Genomic DNA, 20,738 nt, shown 5'->3' on the forward strand with positions numbered 1-20,738 from the left:
AGCTGTAATTATGAAAAAAATAATTGCAGTTCTCGGAATGTTTGTTCTGGGAGCGGGACTTTATGCTCAAAATAATAATGGAGCTAAAATAGTACCCGTTTCGCAGGCAATTCAAAAAAATGGTTTCAACATTCAAGTTGGACTTCCATTTTTAGGACAAAATAAAACAGTGCCAAGACGTACAAATCCTGCTGATATTCGTTTTCCATGGAATGTTCTTTACTTATACAACACATTTGCAGAAGAATCATTTAGCGTTTCAAAAGGATTTTACGGAGACAAGGTTTTAATTGCTTGGAATTTAAGAGCCAATGAAAATCTGGTAAAAAGCATTAAGATTTACAGAAGGGTTTATACAGAGTCAGGAAATCTCCCTTACAATTTAGTAGTAAGTCTTTCTCCTACACAAACTACTTATGAAGATAAATATGTAGAAGGTGGCGTTTTGTATGAATATATGGTAGAGGCGCAGGGAATTGCTGCAACTCCTATTCTTTACAGTACCTATATTACTGGAATTGGATACAGAAACCCAACAGCGGTTGTAACAGGAAATATAAGTTATAAAGGCGGAAATCCTGTTAAAGATGTTGTGGTTACAGCAACTCCAAATGGCAGCGGTGCTGTTAAAGGAAGTGGTTTAAATGTTCCCGCTTCTGGTTTTGTAGACCTAAGCGGTTTGAGTACATTAATTTCAACTGCAGCTACTTTTGAGACTTGGGTAAAACCAAATGGTGCTTATACAAGTGATTCGGATAATGCGATTCGATTGTTTAATCTTTCAAGTTCAACAAGTGCAGATAATCTTGATGTTACTGTAAAACTAAATGCTGTCAGCAAGTCACTTGATGTAAATATTGGAACAAACAAATACACATTAAGGAATTATTTCCCTTCGGGTAATTTGAACTCAAGAGGAAATGATTTACTTGTACCTGTATCAGAATTCAATAAATCATTCGTACATTTTTCTGTTGTAATTAATGATAATCAGGTTCCATTGTTATACGTTAACGGAAGGCAGATTACACAAGCCTATGTAACTGAGGCCGACAGTAAATTAAAAGGACTTGATGCTTCTTATACCGCTCCTTATTTTAGTGCCATAATTCCAACAGGCACCGTAAAACTTTCAGGCGTAACTTGGGATAATGCTAAAGTGGGTGGCGGCAAATCAAGTTATATTGACGAAATCAGAATTTGGAAAGCCGCATTAGAATCGTCTGTCATTAGAACAGATTATTCACGATTTATAAGCGGAAACGATTCCAGACTAGTAACGTATCTGAGAGCCAATGAAAAAGCAGGAAGATTTGCTTACGATTTGTCTCGTAATGGTTTTAATTATAACGAAAATCATGGTAAACTTTGGGATGCTAATACAGCGCCAGACAATAAAGTCTTATGGGCAGCAGAAGCCGATAATTACCCAACAACCTCTCAATTAGGAGTTTTAGGCGTAACAGACAGTAAAGGAAATTACCAAATCAGTGCGATTCAGTATTCTGGTACGGGAGAATCTTACAATATTACTCCAATGTACGGTCAGCATAAATTTGAGCCTAACCAGCAATTGGTTTATTTAGGACTAGGTTCAGAAGTGGTTAATAAAATTGATTTTATCGATCAGTCTTCGTTTAGTTTTAAAGGTGTCGCAGCATTTGATACCAGAGGAGTTTTCCTTTCTTATTTAGAAGCATCAGGCAAAGAAAAAGATAGTAGTACTAAAGATACCGACTGGATTGACGGAGGAGCTAATATTCTTGATGAAGGTTATAACTACTATGAAATAAATGGTGAAAAATTTCCTAAAGCAAAATATTGGAAAAATGATGCTGGATCTCCTAAAGATAAATCAGACGATTATTTAGATCGTTATGCTTCCATATATACAGTCGGAGCAAATGTTTATATTGACGGAAATATTGTTCTAGATGCCAATAACATTCCTGTAGTTACAGATGATAACGGTTATTTTGATATCAGCGTTCCTATTGGAAAACACTATATCACCATCAAAAAAGACGGCCATCAGTTTGTGTATAATGGACGTTTCCCTGCTGCGACAACTGAATTTAAAGAGTTTTTTGAAGATGCTAATGAGCCTGTTTATTTTGTAGACAACACAAGAGTTACTGTTGTAGGTAAAGTTGTGGGAGGTTCTGTAGAAGCCGAAAAGCCAATTGGTTTTGGCGGACAAGGTGTGGTAACCAAAACAATTATTGACTCTGGAATTACAAAAAATCTAGAAGTCAGCGCTAAAAATAATATTGGTGAAACCAATTTTACATTAGGATACGCACCAGTTGGCGCCAATGTAACCAATTATACCAAATTTAAATATACAACCAATACAGCTTCGGGAGAATATAGAGTTGCAGTAATGCCTTTAAAATATAATCTAGAAGCAAATGATTTGGTTGTTAAAAGCAATTCGGCTATTTCGTTATTAAAAGCAGGAACTACTGAAACATTTGATTTTTCTGAAATTCCAGTTACTAAAACACCAGAATTTAAATACAAGGAAAATAATGTCGATAAAACGTTAACAGGAACTCCGTATCATTACGAAAAAAGTTTTACTTATAGATCGACTCCTGTATTGCAGGTTATCGAACAGACTTCTGATAAAACTATCGATGTTGCAGGAACAAAAGTATCTACAGAAAACTTTGCAAAACCAATTTACACGCAGTTTATGGCGTATAAAATTGTAATGAATCGTTTTGAACGTTACACCAATAATGATTCTGGAACAGCTGTAGAAGTAAAAGTTCCCGTAACAGATGGAGAATTGGTAAAAACCAATAATATTGCTTTGCCGGACTCAGAAACGATTACAGCAGACGGCAGTACTTTAACCTACGGATTCAAAGGTGGTATTCCATCAATTACACCTCCGTTTGAAATAAAAAGTACTTTAAAATACCGATTAAATGAAGTAGATTATCCAGTTGAAAATTTTAATGATACCGGAATTATTTTAGGAGGAAAAGCTGACGGAAGCCAGACTTTTGTAACTGCTGCGCCAGATGTTCCTGCGATTATTTTAAGAGACCCGCCGGGGTCTAATAGTTTTGCTTCGATTGAATCGGGCGAAAGTATTTCGTTTACATCCGAAGCCTCTTTGGCACACCAGGAAGGAGTTGAAGAAGAACTTACTATCGCAGGAGGTATGTATTTTGAACTTCAGGGAGGTTTAGTACCTACACCCAAAGTATCCATCGAGTCAAAAAACTCGGGAGTTACGGGTATGTCGCTGTCTAATACTTCTCAAGATGGTAAAACTGTAACAAGCACTTATACTTTCAGTAAAGCTATTTCAACCAGTGATGCCTCAGATTATGTAGGTTCAGACGGGGATTTATATATCGGAAACTCGAAAAACATATTTTACGGTTCGTATGATAATATTGAAACATCTAAAACAATTCCTCAAAAATTTGTAAATGGTCAAGCCGTACCTTTGAGTTCAAACGAATATATAAACTTAGGTACCGTAAATACCCCAGTTTATGTAAGTAAACAAAAGGCCCTTAGTTTTGTAGATAAACCTACAGAAACATTCTTTATTTATTCGCAGAAACACATTTTAACTACTTTGATTCCAGAGTATGAATCGTTTATTACAAATAATCTGAATGGACCAGATCCTAACTCTGCAGCTAACAAGCAAAAGAGAGAAGAATATGCAGAGAAAATACGTTTATGGCGAAAAGTAATTTTAGATAACGAAAAAGTAAAATACGCTGCTAAAAATGATCGTGCAGCTTACAAAACAGGTTTATCAAATGTTATAACAAATTTTAATAATCAAGTTAAAGGAGTTTATGACGGAATTAGTGATCCTGCAGCAAAAGCAAGATTGTCCAATCAGCTTACATCTTCTAATGAGATTAAAAATATGCTTGGATCTGAATTTGAGAAAAACGTTTCTTTTGATGCAGGTTTAGGATCATATTCGCGCAGTGTAGAAACAAGTGTTGTATCTGCCGCTACTACTTCTTACAACTTGGTTATCGATCAGTCGGTAGCTTTGATTCTAGGTTTTGAAGTGAACAAAGTGGGAATGGAATCGAACACAAAAGCATTTTTTCAGCAAGATATCAATTCATCATTATCTACAGAAAAAGCCACAACAACAAACATAAGCTATACTTTTAAAGACAATGACAAAGCGAATTTTTTAAGTGTAGATGTTGTAAACTCTTTTGATGGTAATGGTCCCGTTTTCATCACGCAGGGAGGAAGAACTTCTTGTCCTTATGAAGATGCAGAACAGACTCATTTTTACAATAAAACCGAGTACAGTGATACAGCAGCAGTAATAAATGAACTGCCGGAAGACAAACGTGAAAAGTTAAGTTTTGCTACTCAAAAAGTAGAAGTTCCTGTACTTGCAGTAACAGACAATGATGTTGCTAATGTTGTAGAAACTAAAAAAGCTGAGTTTGAATTAAAACTTCAAAACAACAGTGTATCTGGTTCTGATGCTGATTTCTTGTTAGTAGTAGACAATACTACTAATCCAAATAATGCAATCATTAATATTGAGCCAAATGGTACTATTGTTCACGTTCCTTATGGAAAAGAAGTTATTTATAAACTCACTTTAGGTAAATCTATTTCAGATATTTATGAATATAAGGATATAAAAATCAGACTGCAGTCATTATGCGACGGCGAAGATGTAAGTTCTGAAGTACTTATTTCAGCAAGTTTCGTTCCATCATGTTCAAGCGTAACAGTAAGCGCACCGCTTAACAACTGGGTTTACAATAGAGAGAAAGCTTATAATACAGACGGAACAACTAAACCGCTATCTATAAACTTAACAGGCTATAACACCAAGTTTAAAAGCTTCAAAAAAATTGATTTGGAGTATAAATTAGCAACAAGTCCTAACTGGATTCGTCTGCATACCTATTATGGAACTCCGGAATTTTACAATGAAGCAGTAAACAATAATGAAACACAGATTTCATCTATTGGTGCTGCAGTAAGCTTAACGTACAATTTTGATATTGCTGCTTTAAAATTAGCAAATGGAAATTATCAAATCAGAGCAAGAAGCACTTGTACAAACAATACCGAATTCATATCTGAAGTTATTTCAGGATTGGTCGATTTAAGTGCGCCTCAGTTATTTGGCACGCCTCTGCCAACAAATGGTATATTAAGTGCAGGTGAAGACTTAAAAGTAAGCTTTAATGAGAATATTTTCTACAACCCAGCGGTTAGTACAATTGAGATAAAAGGACAGACAAATCAGTTAAAAATTGATCACAATGTAAGTTTACGTTTCGAAGGAAATAATAATACGGCAGTAATCAACAGTCCTCAAATTAGTTCTGGAAATTTAAGTCTTGAATTCTGGCTGAATAACGAAACCAAAACGTCAAGCGCTTCTATTATGTCTCAGGACGGCGGTTTAAACATCGGATTAAATAACGGAAATATATCTTTCACATTAGGAGATGTTACTGTTCAAGGCGGACTTAAAAACGATAATTTATTCCACCATTATACTTTTACATACAACAGCAGTAACGGTGATTATAGAATTTTTGAAGATGACAACGAAATTGGATCTAAAAGCGGTAAAGCAAATATGCAATTTGCTAATAATAATGCTTTAATTGTTGGAGGAAACACATTTGTTGGAAACGTTCATGATCTTCGTTTATGGAATAAAACATTGACCAGAGAAGATTCTTATGCAAAAATGTATACCAAATTAATGGGTAACGAAGCTAATCTGACTGGTTTTTGGCCAATGAATGAAGGAAGAGATGCTTTAGCCAAAGATTTAGTAAGATTTAAGCACGCAACGGTAAATGGTTCATGGGACATTAAGCCAAAAGGAAATTCATACGACTTTAATAACGGACAGTATCTGGTTATGGACAATGTTAATTTTGTTCAGATAACCAAAGAAATGGACGCCACTATGGAGTTTTGGATCAAAACAGGAACTTCTCAGGAAGCTACTATATTCTCAAACGGAAAAGGTGATGGTTTTGATATTGTCCAAAGCAACGGATTATCTAATAAATGGTCTGTTGATATGAATAATTCTGGTAATCTTTTATTAAACAGCGAAGGCAAGTCGTATGTTTTAACAACAAAAGGACTTTCTGATAATGCATGGCATCATGTAACGCTATTATTCAATAGAACAGGATCACTTAGAACTTATGTAGATACGAAATTAGTATCTTCAAATACGATGACTTCCATTGGAGGTTTCTCTGGAAATAAAATTTGGCTTGGAGCCAGAGGAGCAAAAGATCTTTCAGGCAAAGAAACCGTTGATCGAACTTTTACAGGTAAGATAGATGAATTCCGTTTATGGAATACACTTCGTAATGTTGAACAAATCAACAGAGACAGTTATAATGAAGTTGATGTAGAAAGCATTGGTTTATTATTATACTCACGCATGAATGTTCCAGATCCGGTTACAGCAAACGGACCGAGATATTATCATGCAGATGCAAATCAGAGTGTAGTGGTAAACAACGCACTTTTAAGCAGCGGAGCCGTGAATTATTCAAATGATACTCCGGCGATAAAGCCAGAACGTCAGCTGGTTAAGTTTGTAACTACAAATGTTATAAAAGACGGTGAAATGATTATTGCGCCGGTTATTACAGACTGGGCATCATTAGAAGGACAGATTTTAGATATTACAGTGCACAGAATGTTTGACAGTGCCAATAATATGCAGGAATCTCCTGTTACCTGGACTGCTTATGTAAATCGTAACGAAGTAAGCTGGTTTGCCGAAGGATATAATGAAATTGTAGACCTTACAAAGAACAGCGGTGAAACCAAAACATTTGAAATTACATTGGTTAACAAAGGAGGAAAACAACAGCCTTACACTATTAACAATATACCAAGCTGGTTAACTCTTAGTAAAACAGCCGGAACAATCGACCCTAACAGTAAAACTACGATTAAGGCGACGGTTGATGAAAATGCTGCTGTTGGAGAGTATCTGGAAAATTTATATTTGCAGACTGATTTTGGTTACGATCAAAAATTACAGATAAAATTAAGAGTATTAGCTCCAGAACCAAATTGGAATATTGATCCTACTCACTTTGATTACAGTATGAATATCATTGGAAAAATAAAAGTCGACGGTGTGCTGTCTGCTGATTCTTATGATAAAATTGCTGTTTTTTATAACGAAGAAACAAGAGGATCTGCAAAACTGGTTTACAATGAAGCTTACAAGGAATATTTCGCCTTTTTAACGGTTTACAGCAATGCAAATTCTGGCGAAAATCTGAAATTTAAAATCTGGGATGCTTCTCAGGGTAAAATTTTAGAAGCTTCTGTAGAATCTAATCCTTATATTACTTTTATGAATAATGAAGTATTAGGAACTTTAAGCAAGCCTTATATTTTTGTGAATTCTGGTTTAGTAGAGCAGGAAATTAAACTAAACAAAGGATGGACCTGGGTTTCTTTAAATACAAACGATGCTGCTTTTTCAGATTTGAATGCATTAACGAAGAATTTAAAATTAGAAACCTCTAACCGTATTTTGAGCCATTCCCCTGCCCTTTTGGAAACTTATTTTAAAGACAATTCAAACCCGGCAAACAGCGGATGGTCAGGTACAATAAGTGCAAATGGAGGACTTTCTTCTTCTAAAATGTATAAAATAAACGTAACAGAGGAGCAGACATTAAAAATCAAAGGAAAAAGTGTCGATGTTGCAGTATGGAGTTTTCCAATTAAAGAAAACTGGAACTGGCTTGCTTATCCTTTAGCATCGAATCAAACTACAAATGAAGCATTGGCTTATTTTGATGCTGCTGATGGAGATGTTATCAAATCGCAGAATTTGTTTGCAATATATGATCCTATTATTGGCTGGAACGGAACTTTAAAATACTTAGAAGCCGGAAAGGGTTACATGATTAAATCAAGTAAGGATCAAACTTTTAAGTATCCAGATAATTTAGAGAAAAGTAAAACCGGAAAATCAGTTTCTAACAATGAGCAGGAAACAATTGCATCAGAGTTTAAACAATATTCACAAAACATGAATGCCGTTGTTTTACTTCCAAAAGGATTTGATGAACTATTTGTGTATGATTCTAAAGGTGTTCTAAAAGGAACAGCAAGAAATCAGATTATAAATGGAAAAGAACTGAGTTTTATAACCATTTTTGGTGATGATACAAAAGAACTTTCATTTACGCTGGGAGATGGATTTGCAAAAAAAGGAACTTCTAAATCATTCACTTTTAAAGGAAATGATGTACTGGGAACAATTACGAATCCAGTTATTTTAGAAGAAGTTTCAAAAACCGAAAATAGTATTTATCCAAACCCATTTGGAACAATCTTGAATATAGAACTTAATGCCCTTAAAAAGCAGGAAGTGAACATTCAGCTTTATTCTGTAAACGGTCAATTGGTATTCAGCCAAAAGTCAATTATCGAAAATGGCGGCAATGTGATTTCAATTTCTCCAAATATAGCCCAAGGTGTCTACATAGTTGAAGTTAAGGTTGATGGAAAACTAGTAAAAACTAAAGTTATTAAAAATTAAACAATCAATAATTGAGCTCCTAAAACAGCTGTAAAAGTTTGTTTTAGGAGTTTATAATCAATTAAAAATGAGAAATTATATCCATATAGCAATATTGCTTTTTATAATAAGTAATACTGCATTTGGCCAATCACCAGACTGGTCAGTAAATGAAAATAAATTTCAATATACAATGTCATTTGAAGGTTTCATAAATGTCGATGGAAAAACATTAACAAGTTCCAGTGACAAAGTAGCAGCTTTTGTGAATGGAGAGTGTCGCGGAATTGCCAGTCCAATTTATGTACAGACTGAAAAAAAGTATGTGGTTTATTTAACTGTTTTTTCTAATACAGATAATGAAATAGTTAATTTCAAGATCTATGATGCCGCAAACAATGCTGTTAAAAATGTAGAAAAGACAAAAGTATTTGAAAACAACAAACACTACGGAGATTTATTCCAATCTTATAGCTTTGCAAGCCCTGCATTGAAAAGTGAAACTGAAATTATAGATTTTAGTTTGAAAGATTTGAAAGCAGCTAAAACTATTCAGGGATCACAAATAACATTGTATGCAGGTAAAGGAACAAATGTTACGACATTAAATGCTTTGTTTGAATTGAGTCTTGGAGCCAAATTGTTCATAGGAACAACTAATAAAATTTCAGGCTCAAATAGTATTGATTTTACTAATCCTGTAAAGTTTCAAATACTTTCAGAAGATCAATCAGTAGTAAAACAATGGACCGTTACGGTTAAATTAGGCAGCGCTGTTTTTTATAAAAAAGACGCAGTGTGTTATGCCGGCGGTGTTATCAAAGTTCTTTACGATGAAAATGAAGTTAAAGCCGATTTGACAAAAGATGGTGTGAAAATTTCAAGCCAGAACATTCAAAATGGCCAGGCCGTTTTTAATGATTTACAAACAGGTAAATATATTGTGAGTGTAGGCGGTACTGATAAAGAAATAGTAATAAATCAAAAACAATAATCATGAAAATTAAACAATACTGTATTTTAGCATTAGTTATATTTCTGTTTTTGGCTTGTTCAGAACATGAAGAAACACCTATTTATACTAAAGGCATTTCTTTTGTACATGCTGATGGTTCAAAAATATCTGAAAATGAATGTATCAGTCCAAATACAAAATATGGAATAAAAATCGAAACTAATTTTGTTGATATAAACAGACCTTTTAGAGTAGATTATTCTGTAAACGGAGTTGTTTATACAATGACTTTTACAACTGCAGCTTCACAAGTTAATCCAATTACTTTAAATAATGGAGATAATACTGCACAAATCGTTGGAAGCAACTACAAAGCTATTCTTAAGTATATTGATCAAGGAGATTTTGAATTGGTAGAATAACAAACTAAAGCTTTCTATCACATAATAGTTTCAATTTATTACTCATTTTGAAAAACAGTAAAAAAGGACAGTTTTAAACTGTCCTTTTTTATTTCACATCTTTTACTATATTCTCTAATTCATCAATTACATGCGTCGATTAGTGGTTATATTCTTTTCTAATTTTATATTTGATTTTTTATCATTTGTTCTCTATTTCTTGTAATGAAATATTCTGCAATATACTTTTACAAGTTGACTTTCTAATTTCCTGATTATATAAAAAGTACATTCTTTAAAAGCTAATCATATACTATTCGTTTTATATTCTTTTAGGGCAAACTGCTCGAAAACTGGATCGAAATATTCTTAGAGGATTGATGGCAAGAGAAACAAATTCTATACATGTAAGACCTTGAATTTCAGAATTAAGAAAAATAATAAATATAGATTTTTTTTCAAAAGAATGTTTTAGCCTAATTTCAGTTTCACATTCTGAATCTCATCAAAAAAAATGTATTTCTTAAATATAAAAATGGAAATAGTTTTATTACCAGACTGAAAACAAAAGAAGAAATAGAAATTTTAAAACAGTTTAATAGATTATAAACCACAAAATCAGAAGGAATAAAAGAAAACCAAAAACAATTATAAAACAAAAAACCCTATCCAATTCGGATAGGGTTTTTAAAAGAAAGGCGACGACATACTCTCCCACAAAACTGCAGTACCATCTGCGCAGGCGGGCTTAACTTCTCTGTTCGGGATGGGAAGAGGTGAGCCCCGCCGCAATAACCACCTTAAGGCTATTCGCTGCTAGCAGCTTTTAATTATTAATTATCAATTATAAATTGTTAATTATCAATTAAACAATATTTTAACATACTGAGATAAAGAAAAGTAAGTTTTGTTTTAGAAAGTTTCCTCCCGAGCCTTTCGGCCCGGGAAAAGGGTGTACATAAGCTTACGGATTATTAGTACTACTCGACTATGACATTACTGCCTTTACATCTATAGCCTATCAACGTGGTCATCTTCCACGATCCTTAAAAGAAATCTCATCTTGTGGTGGGTTTCGCGCTTATATGCTTTCAGCGCTTATCCCTTCCCAACGTAGCTACTCTGCGGTGCCCCTGGCGGGACAACAGATACACTAGAGGTTAGTCCAATTCGGTCCTCTCGTACTAGAATCAGATCCACTCAAATTTCTAACGCCCGCAGTAGATAGAGACCGAACTGTCTCACGACGTTCTGAACCCAGCTCGCGTGCCACTTTAATGGGCGAACAGCCCAACCCTTGGGACCTTCTCCAGCCCCAGGATGTGACGAGCCGACATCGAGGTGCCAAACCCCCCCGTCGATATGAGCTCTTGGGGGAGATCAGCCTGTTATCCCCGGCGTACCTTTTATCCTTTGAGCGATGGCCCTTCCATGCGGAACCACCGGATCACTATGCTCTACTTTCGTACCTGATCGACCTGTATGTCTCTCAGTCAAGCTCCCTTATGCCATTGCACTCTACGCACGGTTACCAAGCGTACTGAGGGAACCTTTAGAAGCCTCCGTTACTCTTTTGGAGGCGACCACCCCAGTCAAACTACCCACCAAGCACTGTCCCCCGCAGCACGGGGTTAGGCCTCAGATAAACAAAGGGTTGTATTTCAACAATGACTCCACAACGCCTGGCGACGCCGCTTCATAGTCTCCAACCTATCCTACACATCATTTATCCAAGGTCAATACTAAGCTATAGTAAAGGTGCACAGGGTCTTTTCGTCCCACTGCGGGTAAACGGCATCTTCACCGTTACTACAATTTCACCGAGCTCATGGCTGAGACAGTGTCCAGATCGTTACACCATTCGTGCAGGTCGGAACTTACCCGACAAGGAATTTCGCTACCTTAGGACCGTTATAGTTACGGCCGCCGTTTACTGGGGCTTCAATTCAATGCTTCTCCGAAGATAACATCTCCTCTTAACCTTCCAGCACCGGGCAGGTGTCAGGCCCTATACTTCATCTTACGATTTTGCAGAGCCCTGTGTTTTTGATAAACAGTCGCCTGGACCTCTTCACTGCGGCCCTGATTGCTCAGGGCGACCTTTCTCCCGAAGTTACAGGTCTATTTTGCCTAATTCCTTAGCCATGAATCTCTCGAGCACCTTAGGATTCTCTCCTCAACTACCTGTGTCGGTTTACGGTACTGGTACTAATTACCTGAAGTTTAGAGGTTTTTCTTGGAAGCCCTTAGGCGCACTATCTCTTTGTCCGAAGACTCCGAGTACTATCGTATTTCACCAGTTCCTGCGCATTTTACTACAGGACCTATAGCTAGGTACTTCAACGAACTATTCCGTCAGTTCGCGGCGCTTTCATCACTCCGTCACCCCATCACAGTAATTAGTAGTACGGGAATATTAACCCGTTGGCCATCGACTGTCCCTTTCGGGTTCGCCTTAGGACCAGACTAACCCACAGCTGATTAGCATAGCTGTGGAAACCTTAGTTTTTCGGTGTGCGGGTTTCTCGCCCGCATTATCGTTACTTATGCCTACATTTTCTTTTCTAACCAGTCCAGCCCTCCTTACGAAAAACCTTCAACCCTGTTAGAATGCTCCCCTACCACTTGCAATTACTTGCAAATCCATAGCTTCGGTAATATGCTTATGCCCGATTATTATCCATGCTCGTCCGCTCGACTAGTGAGCTGTTACGCACTCTTTAAATGAATGGCTGCTTCCAAGCCAACATCCTAGCTGTCTGGGCAGACAAACCTCGTTCTTTCAACTTAGCATATATTTGGGGACCTTAGCTGATGGTCTGGGTTCTTTCCCTCTCGGACTTGGACCTTAGCACCCAAGCCCTCACTGTTAGTGAACATTATACAGCATTCGGAGTTTGTCAGGAATTGGTAGGCGGTGAAGCCCCCGCATCCAATCAGTAGCTCTACCTCTGTATAACTTTATAACCAACGCTGCACCTAAATGCATTTCGGGGAGTACGAGCTATTTCCGAGTTTGATTGGCCTTTCACCCCTACCCACAGGTCATCCGAAGACTTTTCAACGTCAACCGGTTCGGTCCTCCACTGTGTGTTACCACAGCTTCAACCTGCCCATGGGTAGATCACACGGTTTCGCGTCTAACACTACTGACTAAAGCGCCCTATTCAGACTCGCTTTCGCTGCGGATCCATACCTGAAGTACTTATCCTTGCCAGCAGCGTTAACTCGTAGGCTCATTATGCAAAAGGCACGCCGTCACCCCACGAAAGGGCTCCGACCGCTTGTAAGCGTATGGTTTCAGGATCTATTTCACTCCGTTATTCACGGTTCTTTTCACCTTTCCCTCACGGTACTGGTTCACTATCGGTCTCTCAGGAGTATTTAGCCTTAGCGGATGGTCCCGCCGAATTCAGACAGGGTTTCACGTGCCCCGCCCTACTCAGGATACCACTATCTATTACATTTATTACCCATACGGGGCTATCACCCTCTATGGCGTCACTTTCCAGTAACTTCCGGTTCTGCATGCATAAAATGTCGTGGTCCTACAACCCCAGCACTGCCGTAACAGCACTGGTTTGGGCTAATCCGCGTTCGCTCGCCACTACTTACGGAATCACTTTTGTTTTCTTCTCCTCCGCCTACTTAGATGTTTCAGTTCAGCGGGTTTGCCCACCTATCGGTGTGCTATATCTTCAATATAGCGGGTTGCCCCATTCGGATACCTGCGGATCAATCTGTGTGTGCCAGTCCCCGCAGCTTTTCGCAGCTTATCACGTCCTTCATCGCCTCTGAGAGCCTAGGCATTCCCCATACGCCCTTATTTTGCTTATTGTACCAATCTTGTTACTTAAAACAAGACCGTTTTTTTTTGTTTTTGTTAGTTATAACAAAAACGCTTTCTACTTTCTTATTATTTTCTTATCTCAATATGTCAATGAACTTTAACAATTAATAATTATCAATTGATAATTGCCAATTATTTTGTGGAGAATAACGGAGTCGAACCGTTGACCTCCTGCGTGCAAGGCAGGCGCTCTAGCCAGCTGAGCTAATCCCCCAATCTAATTATGAATTGTGAATTATGAATTAGGAATTATTTGTAATCCGTAATCTTTCAACTCTAGAATTTCCTTCTTTTTAAGCTTTTCAGTCTTTTTAATTAGCAATTAACAATTATTAATTGTCAATTCTTAAAAAGTAGTCCCGGGCAGACTCGAACTGCCGACCCCTACATTATCAGTGTAGTACTCTAACCAGCTGAGCTACGAGACTCTGTTTTACTTAATTTTTATCATTTTTTTTAAATTAACAGCAAGAGTAATACAATCTAAAATTCAAAACCTTTAAATTTCATCTTTTTTCCCAAGCGTGCATTACTGCTAACACCCAGGCTCTAGAAAGGAGGTGTTCCAGCCGCACCTTCCGGTACGGCTACCTTGTTACGACTTAGCCCTAGTTACCAGTTTTACCCTAGGCAGCTCCTTGCGGTCACCGACTTCAGGCACCCCCAGCTTCCATGGCTTGACGGGCGGTGTGTACAAGGCCCGGGAACGTATTCACCGGATCATGGCTGATATCCGATTACTAGCGATTCCAGCTTCACGGAGTCGAGTTGCAGACTCCGATCCGAACTGTGACCGGCTTTATAGATTCGCTCCTGGTCACCCAGTGGCTGCTCTCTGTACCGGCCATTGTAGCACGTGTGTAGCCCAAGGCGTAAGGGCCGTGATGATTTGACGTCATCCCCACCTTCCTCACAGTTTGCACTGGCAGTCTTGTTAGAGTTCCCGACACTACTCGCTGGCAACTAACAACAGGGGTTGCGCTCGTTATAGGACTTAACCTGACACCTCACGGCACGAGCTGACGACAACCATGCAGCACCTTGTAAACTGTCTTGCGAAAGATCTGTTTCCAAATCGGTCAGTCTGCATTTAAGCCTTGGTAAGGTTCCTCGCGTATCATCGAATTAAACCACATGCTCCACCGCTTGTGCGGGCCCCCGTCAATTCCTTTGAGTTTCAAACTTGCGTTCGTACTCCCCAGGTGGGATACTTATCACTTTCGCTTAGCCACTGAACTTGCGCCCAACAGCTAGTATCCATCGTTTACGGCGTGGACTACCAGGGTATCTAATCCTGTTCGCTCCCCACGCTTTCGTCCATCAGCGTCAATAAACTGGTAGTAACCTGCCTTCGCAATTGGTATTCCATGTAATATCTAAGCATTTCACCGCTACACTACATATTCTAGTTACTTCCCAGTAATTCAAGTTCAGCAGTATCAATGGCCGTTCCACCGTTGAGCGATGGGCTTTCACCACTGACTTACTAAACCGCCTACGGACCCTTTAAACCCAATGATTCCGGATAACGCTTGGATCCTCCGTATTACCGCGGCTGCTGGCACGGAGTTAGCCGATCCTTATTCTTACGATACCGTCAAGTCCCGACACGTCGGGATGTTTCTTCTCGTACAAAAGCAGTTTACAATCCATAGGACCGTCATCCTGCACGCGGCATGGCTGGTTCAGACTTGCGTCCATTGACCAATATTCCTCACTGCTGCCTCCCGTAGGAGTCTGGTCCGTGTCTCAGTACCAGTGTGGGGGATCTCCCTCTCAGGACCCCTACCCATCGTAGCCTTGGTAAGCCGTTACCTTACCAACCAGCTAATGGGACGCATGCTCATCTTTCACCGTTGTGACTTTAATTATAAAGTGATGCCACTCCATAATACTATGAGGTATTAATCCAAATTTCTCTGGGCTATCCCTCTGTGAAAGGCAGATTGCATACGCGTTACGCACCCGTGCGCCGGTCTCTAGCACCGAAGTGCTATACCCCTCGACTTGCATGTGTTAAGCCTGCCGCTAGCGTTCATCCTGAGCCAGGATCAAACTCTTCATCGTATATTTTAATATTATATCTCGACAAATATCTATCGGTTTCTTTCGAATCTTTCGATTCTATTACTCTTATTTCTTTTGTTCTAACATCTCTGTTAAAACGGCTGTTAATTCAATATGTCTACGAACGTAATTTCTTTGTCTTTCGCTTGTCTCTCAAAGCGGGTGCAAAACTAAAACTTCTTTTTGTTTCTCGCAAGAAAAATTTAAAAAAAAATTGAAACTTTTTTTCGTCTCTGTTTTTCTTCTTTTCCTGCCAGTCTCTCAATGAACTTTCCGTGTTTTGCGGGGTGCAAATGTAAAAAGCATTTTCAAATCCCACAAGCTTTTTCGAATCTTTTTTTTGAAAATTTCTTCTCTTTTAATTCGTATTGCCTGTCAGTATTTCTGTGAACGTTTTTCGCTGTTGCGGGTGCAAAAGTACCACCTTTATTTACATTTACAAGCCTTTTCCTTATATAATTTCAATCTTTTTTAAAACTTTTTCTTAACTAACTCATAACAGCTGATTTACAATCTCAACTTTTTTGAACAACTGTAAGAAATTATTTCATTCCTGCTATTTTTCATTTATACTACCACAAATGATATTGATTTTTCATCTGTATATTCTCTTTATTATAGTCTATATTATATAATAGATAGGTATCGAAGATGTATTAATTCTCTTTATATTTAAGTAGTAATAGTGTTTAATGTTATTTGATTCCCTTTTTAAGTCTTAAAAGAGACGAATCTTCTTCCGCTTTAATCCTATTGATCACAATTTGTGCTATTGCTTTTGCCCCTTCCAAAGAAAGATGTGTATCATCGGCTTTGTCTTTATCATAATACGGATTCTCTCCTGCTTTAAAATGAAGATGCAGTTTTTTTGATTTTTCCGGACCATAAGATTGTTCCAACAATTCTGTATAGTATTCTAAATCTATAAAAGGCACCTTATATTCTTGTGCGGTTAAACGTGTTTCAAGCGGATAATCGCCATGAGTAGGAACTAAAACTCCTTTTTCATTAAAATTACGTCTGGCAATAGATGTAAGCAAAACTGGAATAGCTCCTTTTTCACGACTTTCTTTTACAAACCGAATCAAATTATATCTATATGTAGTATGTGGATTGGTATAACGGGTTGAGTCTTCTATTTTTTCATCGTTATGCCCAAATTCTATAAATACGTAATCTCCTTTTTTCAGTTTTTTATAAATAGAGTCCCAGCGCTTTTCATTTATAAAGCTTTTGGTGCTTCTGCCATTTACAGCTTTATTTACTACTATAATATCATCATTAAAAAAAGACTGCAATACTTGAGCCCATCCATGTTCTGGATTTCGATCCGGATCTTTCTTATTGGCCATTGTAGAATCACCTATAGTATATAAGGTTGTTTTTTGTGCGAAACAGGTTGTGGAGATTAATAATATTAAGCAGATGAGTTTTTTCATTTTATTCTTTTATTTAATGTTTTGAAACCGCCGTTGGCACAGTTGCTCTTTTACCTATAAAAACATCAGTCATTATTACATTTTCTGCATTTTCATTTGACAAGGCATTTTTTGCTTCTTTTATATCTATATTATTTAAGGATATGTTTCTGATTTTTTTATCGGGGAATCCCTGAATAACAATTCCAGATTCTGATGCTTTATTACACGTAATATTTGAAAAATGGATATTTGAAATATCAGACTGATAACCTTCACCTTCTCCATGATAATTTGCTGTTATATAAAGACAATCTTCGACTTCATCTAATTGTAAATTTTGAACAAACACATTTTTGATGTGACCTCCTCTGTCTGCATTGGTCTTTAAATAAATTCCTCTTTTTAAATAGCCGGCGGTTTTGCAGTTTTCAACAAACACATTTTGTACACCTGCTGACATTTCACTGCCAATGACAACTCCGTGCAGTCCTTTAAAGTTACAGTCCCTAATTACGATATTCTCGCTTGGCGATGCTGTATTGGCTCTTCCTTCATGATCTCTCCCGGCTTTTATAGCTACATTGTCATCGCCGTTGTCAAAAGTTACATTTTCGATTAAAACATCTTTTGCATATTCAGAATCAATTCCGTCATTGTTATAGTTTAATGATTTATAGCTGATGCCTCGAACCGTTATATTTTGTGATTTTAAAAGATGCAGACACCAAAATGGCGAGTTTTCAATTCTAACATTTTCTACTAATATATTTTTGCAATTTAAAAACTGGATCATCTGCGGACGCAAAAAGTAACCTTCTCCAAACTTTCTGTCGTTTACAGGAACATTACTATGATTCATTTCCCTGCTCAGATTTTTACCTGGTCCTTCTTTAGCTTTAAAACTTTTCCATATTTTCCCTCCCTCGCCGTCAATTGTCCCTTCTCCTGTTATAGCGATATTGGTACAATCAACTGCATAAATCAACGGACTATAGTTATAGAGCATTGTACCTTCCCAGCTTGTCAATACTAAAGGATAATCCTGAGGGTTGTCACTGAATTTTATTTTTGCTCCTTTTTCTATTTTCAGATTTACATTACTTACTAAATGAATAGGTCCATTTATTTTATAAATTCCTTTTGGTACTATAATAGTTCCTCCGCCTTTCTTTTTACATAAAGCCATTACTTTATCAAAAACAGCTTTATTATTTGTAATGGAATCTCCTTTTGCTCCTAATTTTAAAACATTAACCTGATAAGCCGAAAATACAGGAGGCTGAATTCTGCTTATTATTGAATCAACTTTTGCTCTTGGAAAATCATTTTGCTGAGCAAATGAAACACAGGAAATTAATAGTAGAAGAAGATATTTCATTTTTTTAGGTTATAAGGTTCTGAGATGCTAAGGTTCTAAGGTTTTAGGTACAGATATTCTAAGATATTAAGGCTAATTCAGATACTTAGCATCTTAGAATCTCAGTACCTTAATTTAAATACCAATTTGTCACTGTATCTTTTAAGATATTTTCTATTGAATATTTATCGGCTTCCTTTTTGGTAAGCTGATGTGACCATGTTACTCTTTTCTTTGGCTGAAACCCTTCTCCAGTGTTATTGTATTCGGCATAAAAGGTATTTTTCTCTGCATCTGGTTTTGACCAATTTTCCCAGCCTTCAGATTTAATTTGTTTACCTAATTCGCAGTTTAGAAAAGCTGTTTTTGCATAAATGCGCCATGGTCTTCCTAGATAAACTGCATTTGCTGCAGTTTCAGCCGTTAGTTTACAGTTCTTAAAAACAAAACCAAAATCTACTCCTTCAGGAGTTGAAGCTGCTGTAACATACGAACTTTTAATACTGTGAATAACACAATTTTCAAATAAGGCTGTAGCACCTCCAAAGATAAAATCGGTTGTACCTTCTATATAGCAGTCTTTAAAGTACTGCTTTGCATTTTTTCCTGATAAGTATAAGGTATCCTGATTTCCTAAAATAGTACAGTTGGAAATTTTAGCGCGAGTTCCGGTAACAGATAAGGCTATTGCTTGTCCTTTATCACCCGAAGCATTTTTGATAGTTAAATTAGATGCTGAAAAATCATCTCCTTCTACTAAAAGCGTTGATGTATAAAAAGTACTGTTTCGTCCTAAATTGATTTTTGAAAAATTATCATCAAAGGTAATGATGGTATTCTCTTTGCTTTCGCCTTTTAAAATCACATTATTATTCCATTCCGGAATTCGGACTTTTTCATTGTAAACTCCGTTTTTTACATAAATTGTAACTTTCTCATAAGGAAATGCCGGACAGGCATACACTGCATCTTGTATTTTGGTAAAATCTCCTGATCCGTCCTGAGCAACTGTAATTAAACTGACATTTTTCTTTTCAGAAGCTGAAACTTTTGTACCGTTTTTAACTGCCCAGTCTGGAAATTTCTTTAAGACTTCTTTTGGCGCGTCTGTATACCATGAATAACCGTTTCGTCTTTCGGCGCCAATTTGATCTATTGACTTCTTTTTAATACCGTCACGATCACAGAAAAAAGGTTCATTTGTTTCTAAATCCATAAATCGAGCCCAAATTGGTCCCGCATTTACAGCAGGAATCATTTTTTTGTCTACAACTTTTCCTGCGTCGTTTAAAACTCTTTTTTCTTCTAAATTAGTAATTTTAGTTTTTTCGAACCATTCAACAGCACTTTTTACGGCGATAACTATTTCTCGTGAAGGTTTTTCAACAGCCATTAACAGCAAAACAATTTTTGTTGATTCGTAACCGCTTAAGGATGCCAGTTCAAAAGCTCTTGCATTTGCAGGGGCAAAAGTAAATTCATCATGCTGCGCGCACCACGCTGTTAAAACACCATTTTGTTTGTATTGTGTTTTTAAAATACAGTCAATTCCTTTGTCAAAAGCTTTTTTACTTTTTTCAACAATATCTTTTGAAGGTTTTATACTGTAGTAATCGGTTTCGTCTGCAACAGCTTTTATCACATTCATTATATTGATCATCGAATCATCATTATAAGTAATGTGTGTATAATATCCTTTTTTTAATGGATAAAACTGAGGCCAGCCTCCATTTGCATATTGTGCTTCGAGTAAATAATTTAATCCTTTTAAAAATGATTCTTTGTATCGCTCGTCTTTTACCTGCACATACATTTTAGACATAAAGAGCATTTCCTGAGTAGTTGCTCCGTTGTCTGTTGTGGTTTCTTTTGTGGTCTTTTTAATTTCAAGCAGATCCTTTTTTTGCGCAGGAGTCAGTTCATTCTGCATTTGAATGTTTTTTGGCCATCCGCCAATATCTCTTTGATAAAGCAGTACATTTTCGGCAATCTTTTTAGCTTCATCACTGCCAAACCATGATGCATCACTTTTACGAATTATATCCGACCAGTTTTTATATGTATTCTGTGCCTGGATGCTAAAACTCAAAGCAATACTAAAAAGTAATATGATTTTTTTTAACTGAATCATTT

At 37.0% G+C, this 20,738-nt stretch carries 6 protein-coding genes, 2 tRNA genes and 3 rRNA genes; 3 read left to right on the plus strand and 8 right to left on the minus strand.

What is annotated here, in order from left to right:
* Window positions 1–10: 10 nt before the first annotated feature.
* From PQ462_RS14770 to PQ462_RS14780, 3 genes are all read left to right on the plus strand, one after another.
* Entirely contained in the window at window positions 11–8,575 is an 8,565-nt protein-coding gene (locus PQ462_RS14770) for a LamG-like jellyroll fold domain-containing protein (RefSeq protein WP_274250565.1), read from the plus strand.
* Between the two features lie 67 nt (window positions 8,576–8,642).
* Entirely contained in the window at window positions 8,643–9,548 is a 906-nt protein-coding gene (locus PQ462_RS14775; RefSeq protein ID WP_274250566.1) for a hypothetical protein, read from the plus strand.
* 2 nt (window positions 9,549–9,550) lie between these two features.
* The gene (locus PQ462_RS14780; RefSeq protein ID WP_274250567.1) at window positions 9,551–9,931 is read left to right on the plus strand and encodes a hypothetical protein; all 381 of its coding nucleotides are present in this window, start codon (window positions 9,551–9,553) and stop codon (window positions 9,929–9,931) included.
* Window positions 9,932–10,603: 672 nt separating this feature from the next.
* Here PQ462_RS14780 and rrf read toward each other — a convergent pair.
* The 8 genes from rrf to pelA form a co-directional block, all read right to left on the minus strand.
* A 5S ribosomal RNA gene (gene rrf / locus PQ462_RS14785) occupies window positions 10,604–10,713 on the minus strand.
* A gap of 151 nt (window positions 10,714–10,864) precedes the next feature.
* Window positions 10,865–13,748 (minus strand): 23S ribosomal RNA (locus tag PQ462_RS14790).
* 152 nt (window positions 13,749–13,900) lie between these two features.
* Window positions 13,901–13,974 (minus strand) — tRNA-Ala (locus PQ462_RS14795).
* Between the two features lie 140 nt (window positions 13,975–14,114).
* A tRNA-Ile gene (locus PQ462_RS14800) sits at window positions 14,115–14,188 on the minus strand.
* 125 nt (window positions 14,189–14,313) lie between these two features.
* Window positions 14,314–15,827: ribosomal RNA gene (locus PQ462_RS14805) — 16S ribosomal RNA — on the minus strand.
* Together the 16S, 23S and 5S rRNA genes with 2 tRNA genes alongside form the textbook arrangement of a ribosomal RNA operon.
* A gap of 695 nt (window positions 15,828–16,522) precedes the next feature.
* Window positions 16,523–17,266 carry a rhamnogalacturonan acetylesterase gene (locus tag PQ462_RS14810; protein ID WP_274250568.1) on the minus strand — a complete coding sequence of 248 codons (744 nt, stop codon included), beginning with the start codon at window positions 17,264–17,266 and terminating at the stop codon, window positions 16,523–16,525.
* A 13-nt stretch (window positions 17,267–17,279) separates the two neighbouring features.
* The gene (locus PQ462_RS14815; RefSeq protein ID WP_274250569.1) at window positions 17,280–18,626 is read right to left on the minus strand and encodes a glycoside hydrolase family 28 protein; all 1,347 of its coding nucleotides are present in this window, start codon (window positions 18,624–18,626) and stop codon (window positions 17,280–17,282) included.
* A gap of 109 nt (window positions 18,627–18,735) precedes the next feature.
* Complete coding sequence (pelA, locus tag PQ462_RS14820) at window positions 18,736–20,736, minus strand: pectate lyase (RefSeq protein WP_274250570.1); 2,001 nt, start codon at window positions 20,734–20,736, stop codon at window positions 18,736–18,738.
* Between the last annotated feature and the right edge of the window lie 2 nt (window positions 20,737–20,738).

Source organism: Flavobacterium sp. KACC 22758, from assembly GCF_028736135.1.
In the GTDB taxonomy this organism is placed as follows: domain Bacteria; phylum Bacteroidota; class Bacteroidia; order Flavobacteriales; family Flavobacteriaceae; genus Flavobacterium; species Flavobacterium johnsoniae.

Coding starts and splice junctions, on each gene's coding strand:
- PQ462_RS14810 (WP_274250568.1), bottom strand. CDS start 17,266: ATGAAAAAACTCATCTGCTTAATATTATTAATCTCCACAACCTGTTTC.
- PQ462_RS14780 (WP_274250567.1), top strand. CDS start 9,551: ATGAAAATTAAACAATACTGTATTTTAGCATTAGTTATATTTCTGTTT.
- PQ462_RS14815 (WP_274250569.1), bottom strand. CDS start 18,626: ATGAAATATCTTCTTCTACTATTAATTTCCTGTGTTTCATTTGCTCAG.
- PQ462_RS14770 (WP_274250565.1), top strand. CDS start 11: ATGAAAAAAATAATTGCAGTTCTCGGAATGTTTGTTCTGGGAGCGGGA.
- pelA (WP_274250570.1), bottom strand. CDS start 20,736: ATGATTCAGTTAAAAAAAATCATATTACTTTTTAGTATTGCTTTGAGT.
- PQ462_RS14775 (WP_274250566.1), top strand. CDS start 8,643: ATGAGAAATTATATCCATATAGCAATATTGCTTTTTATAATAAGTAAT.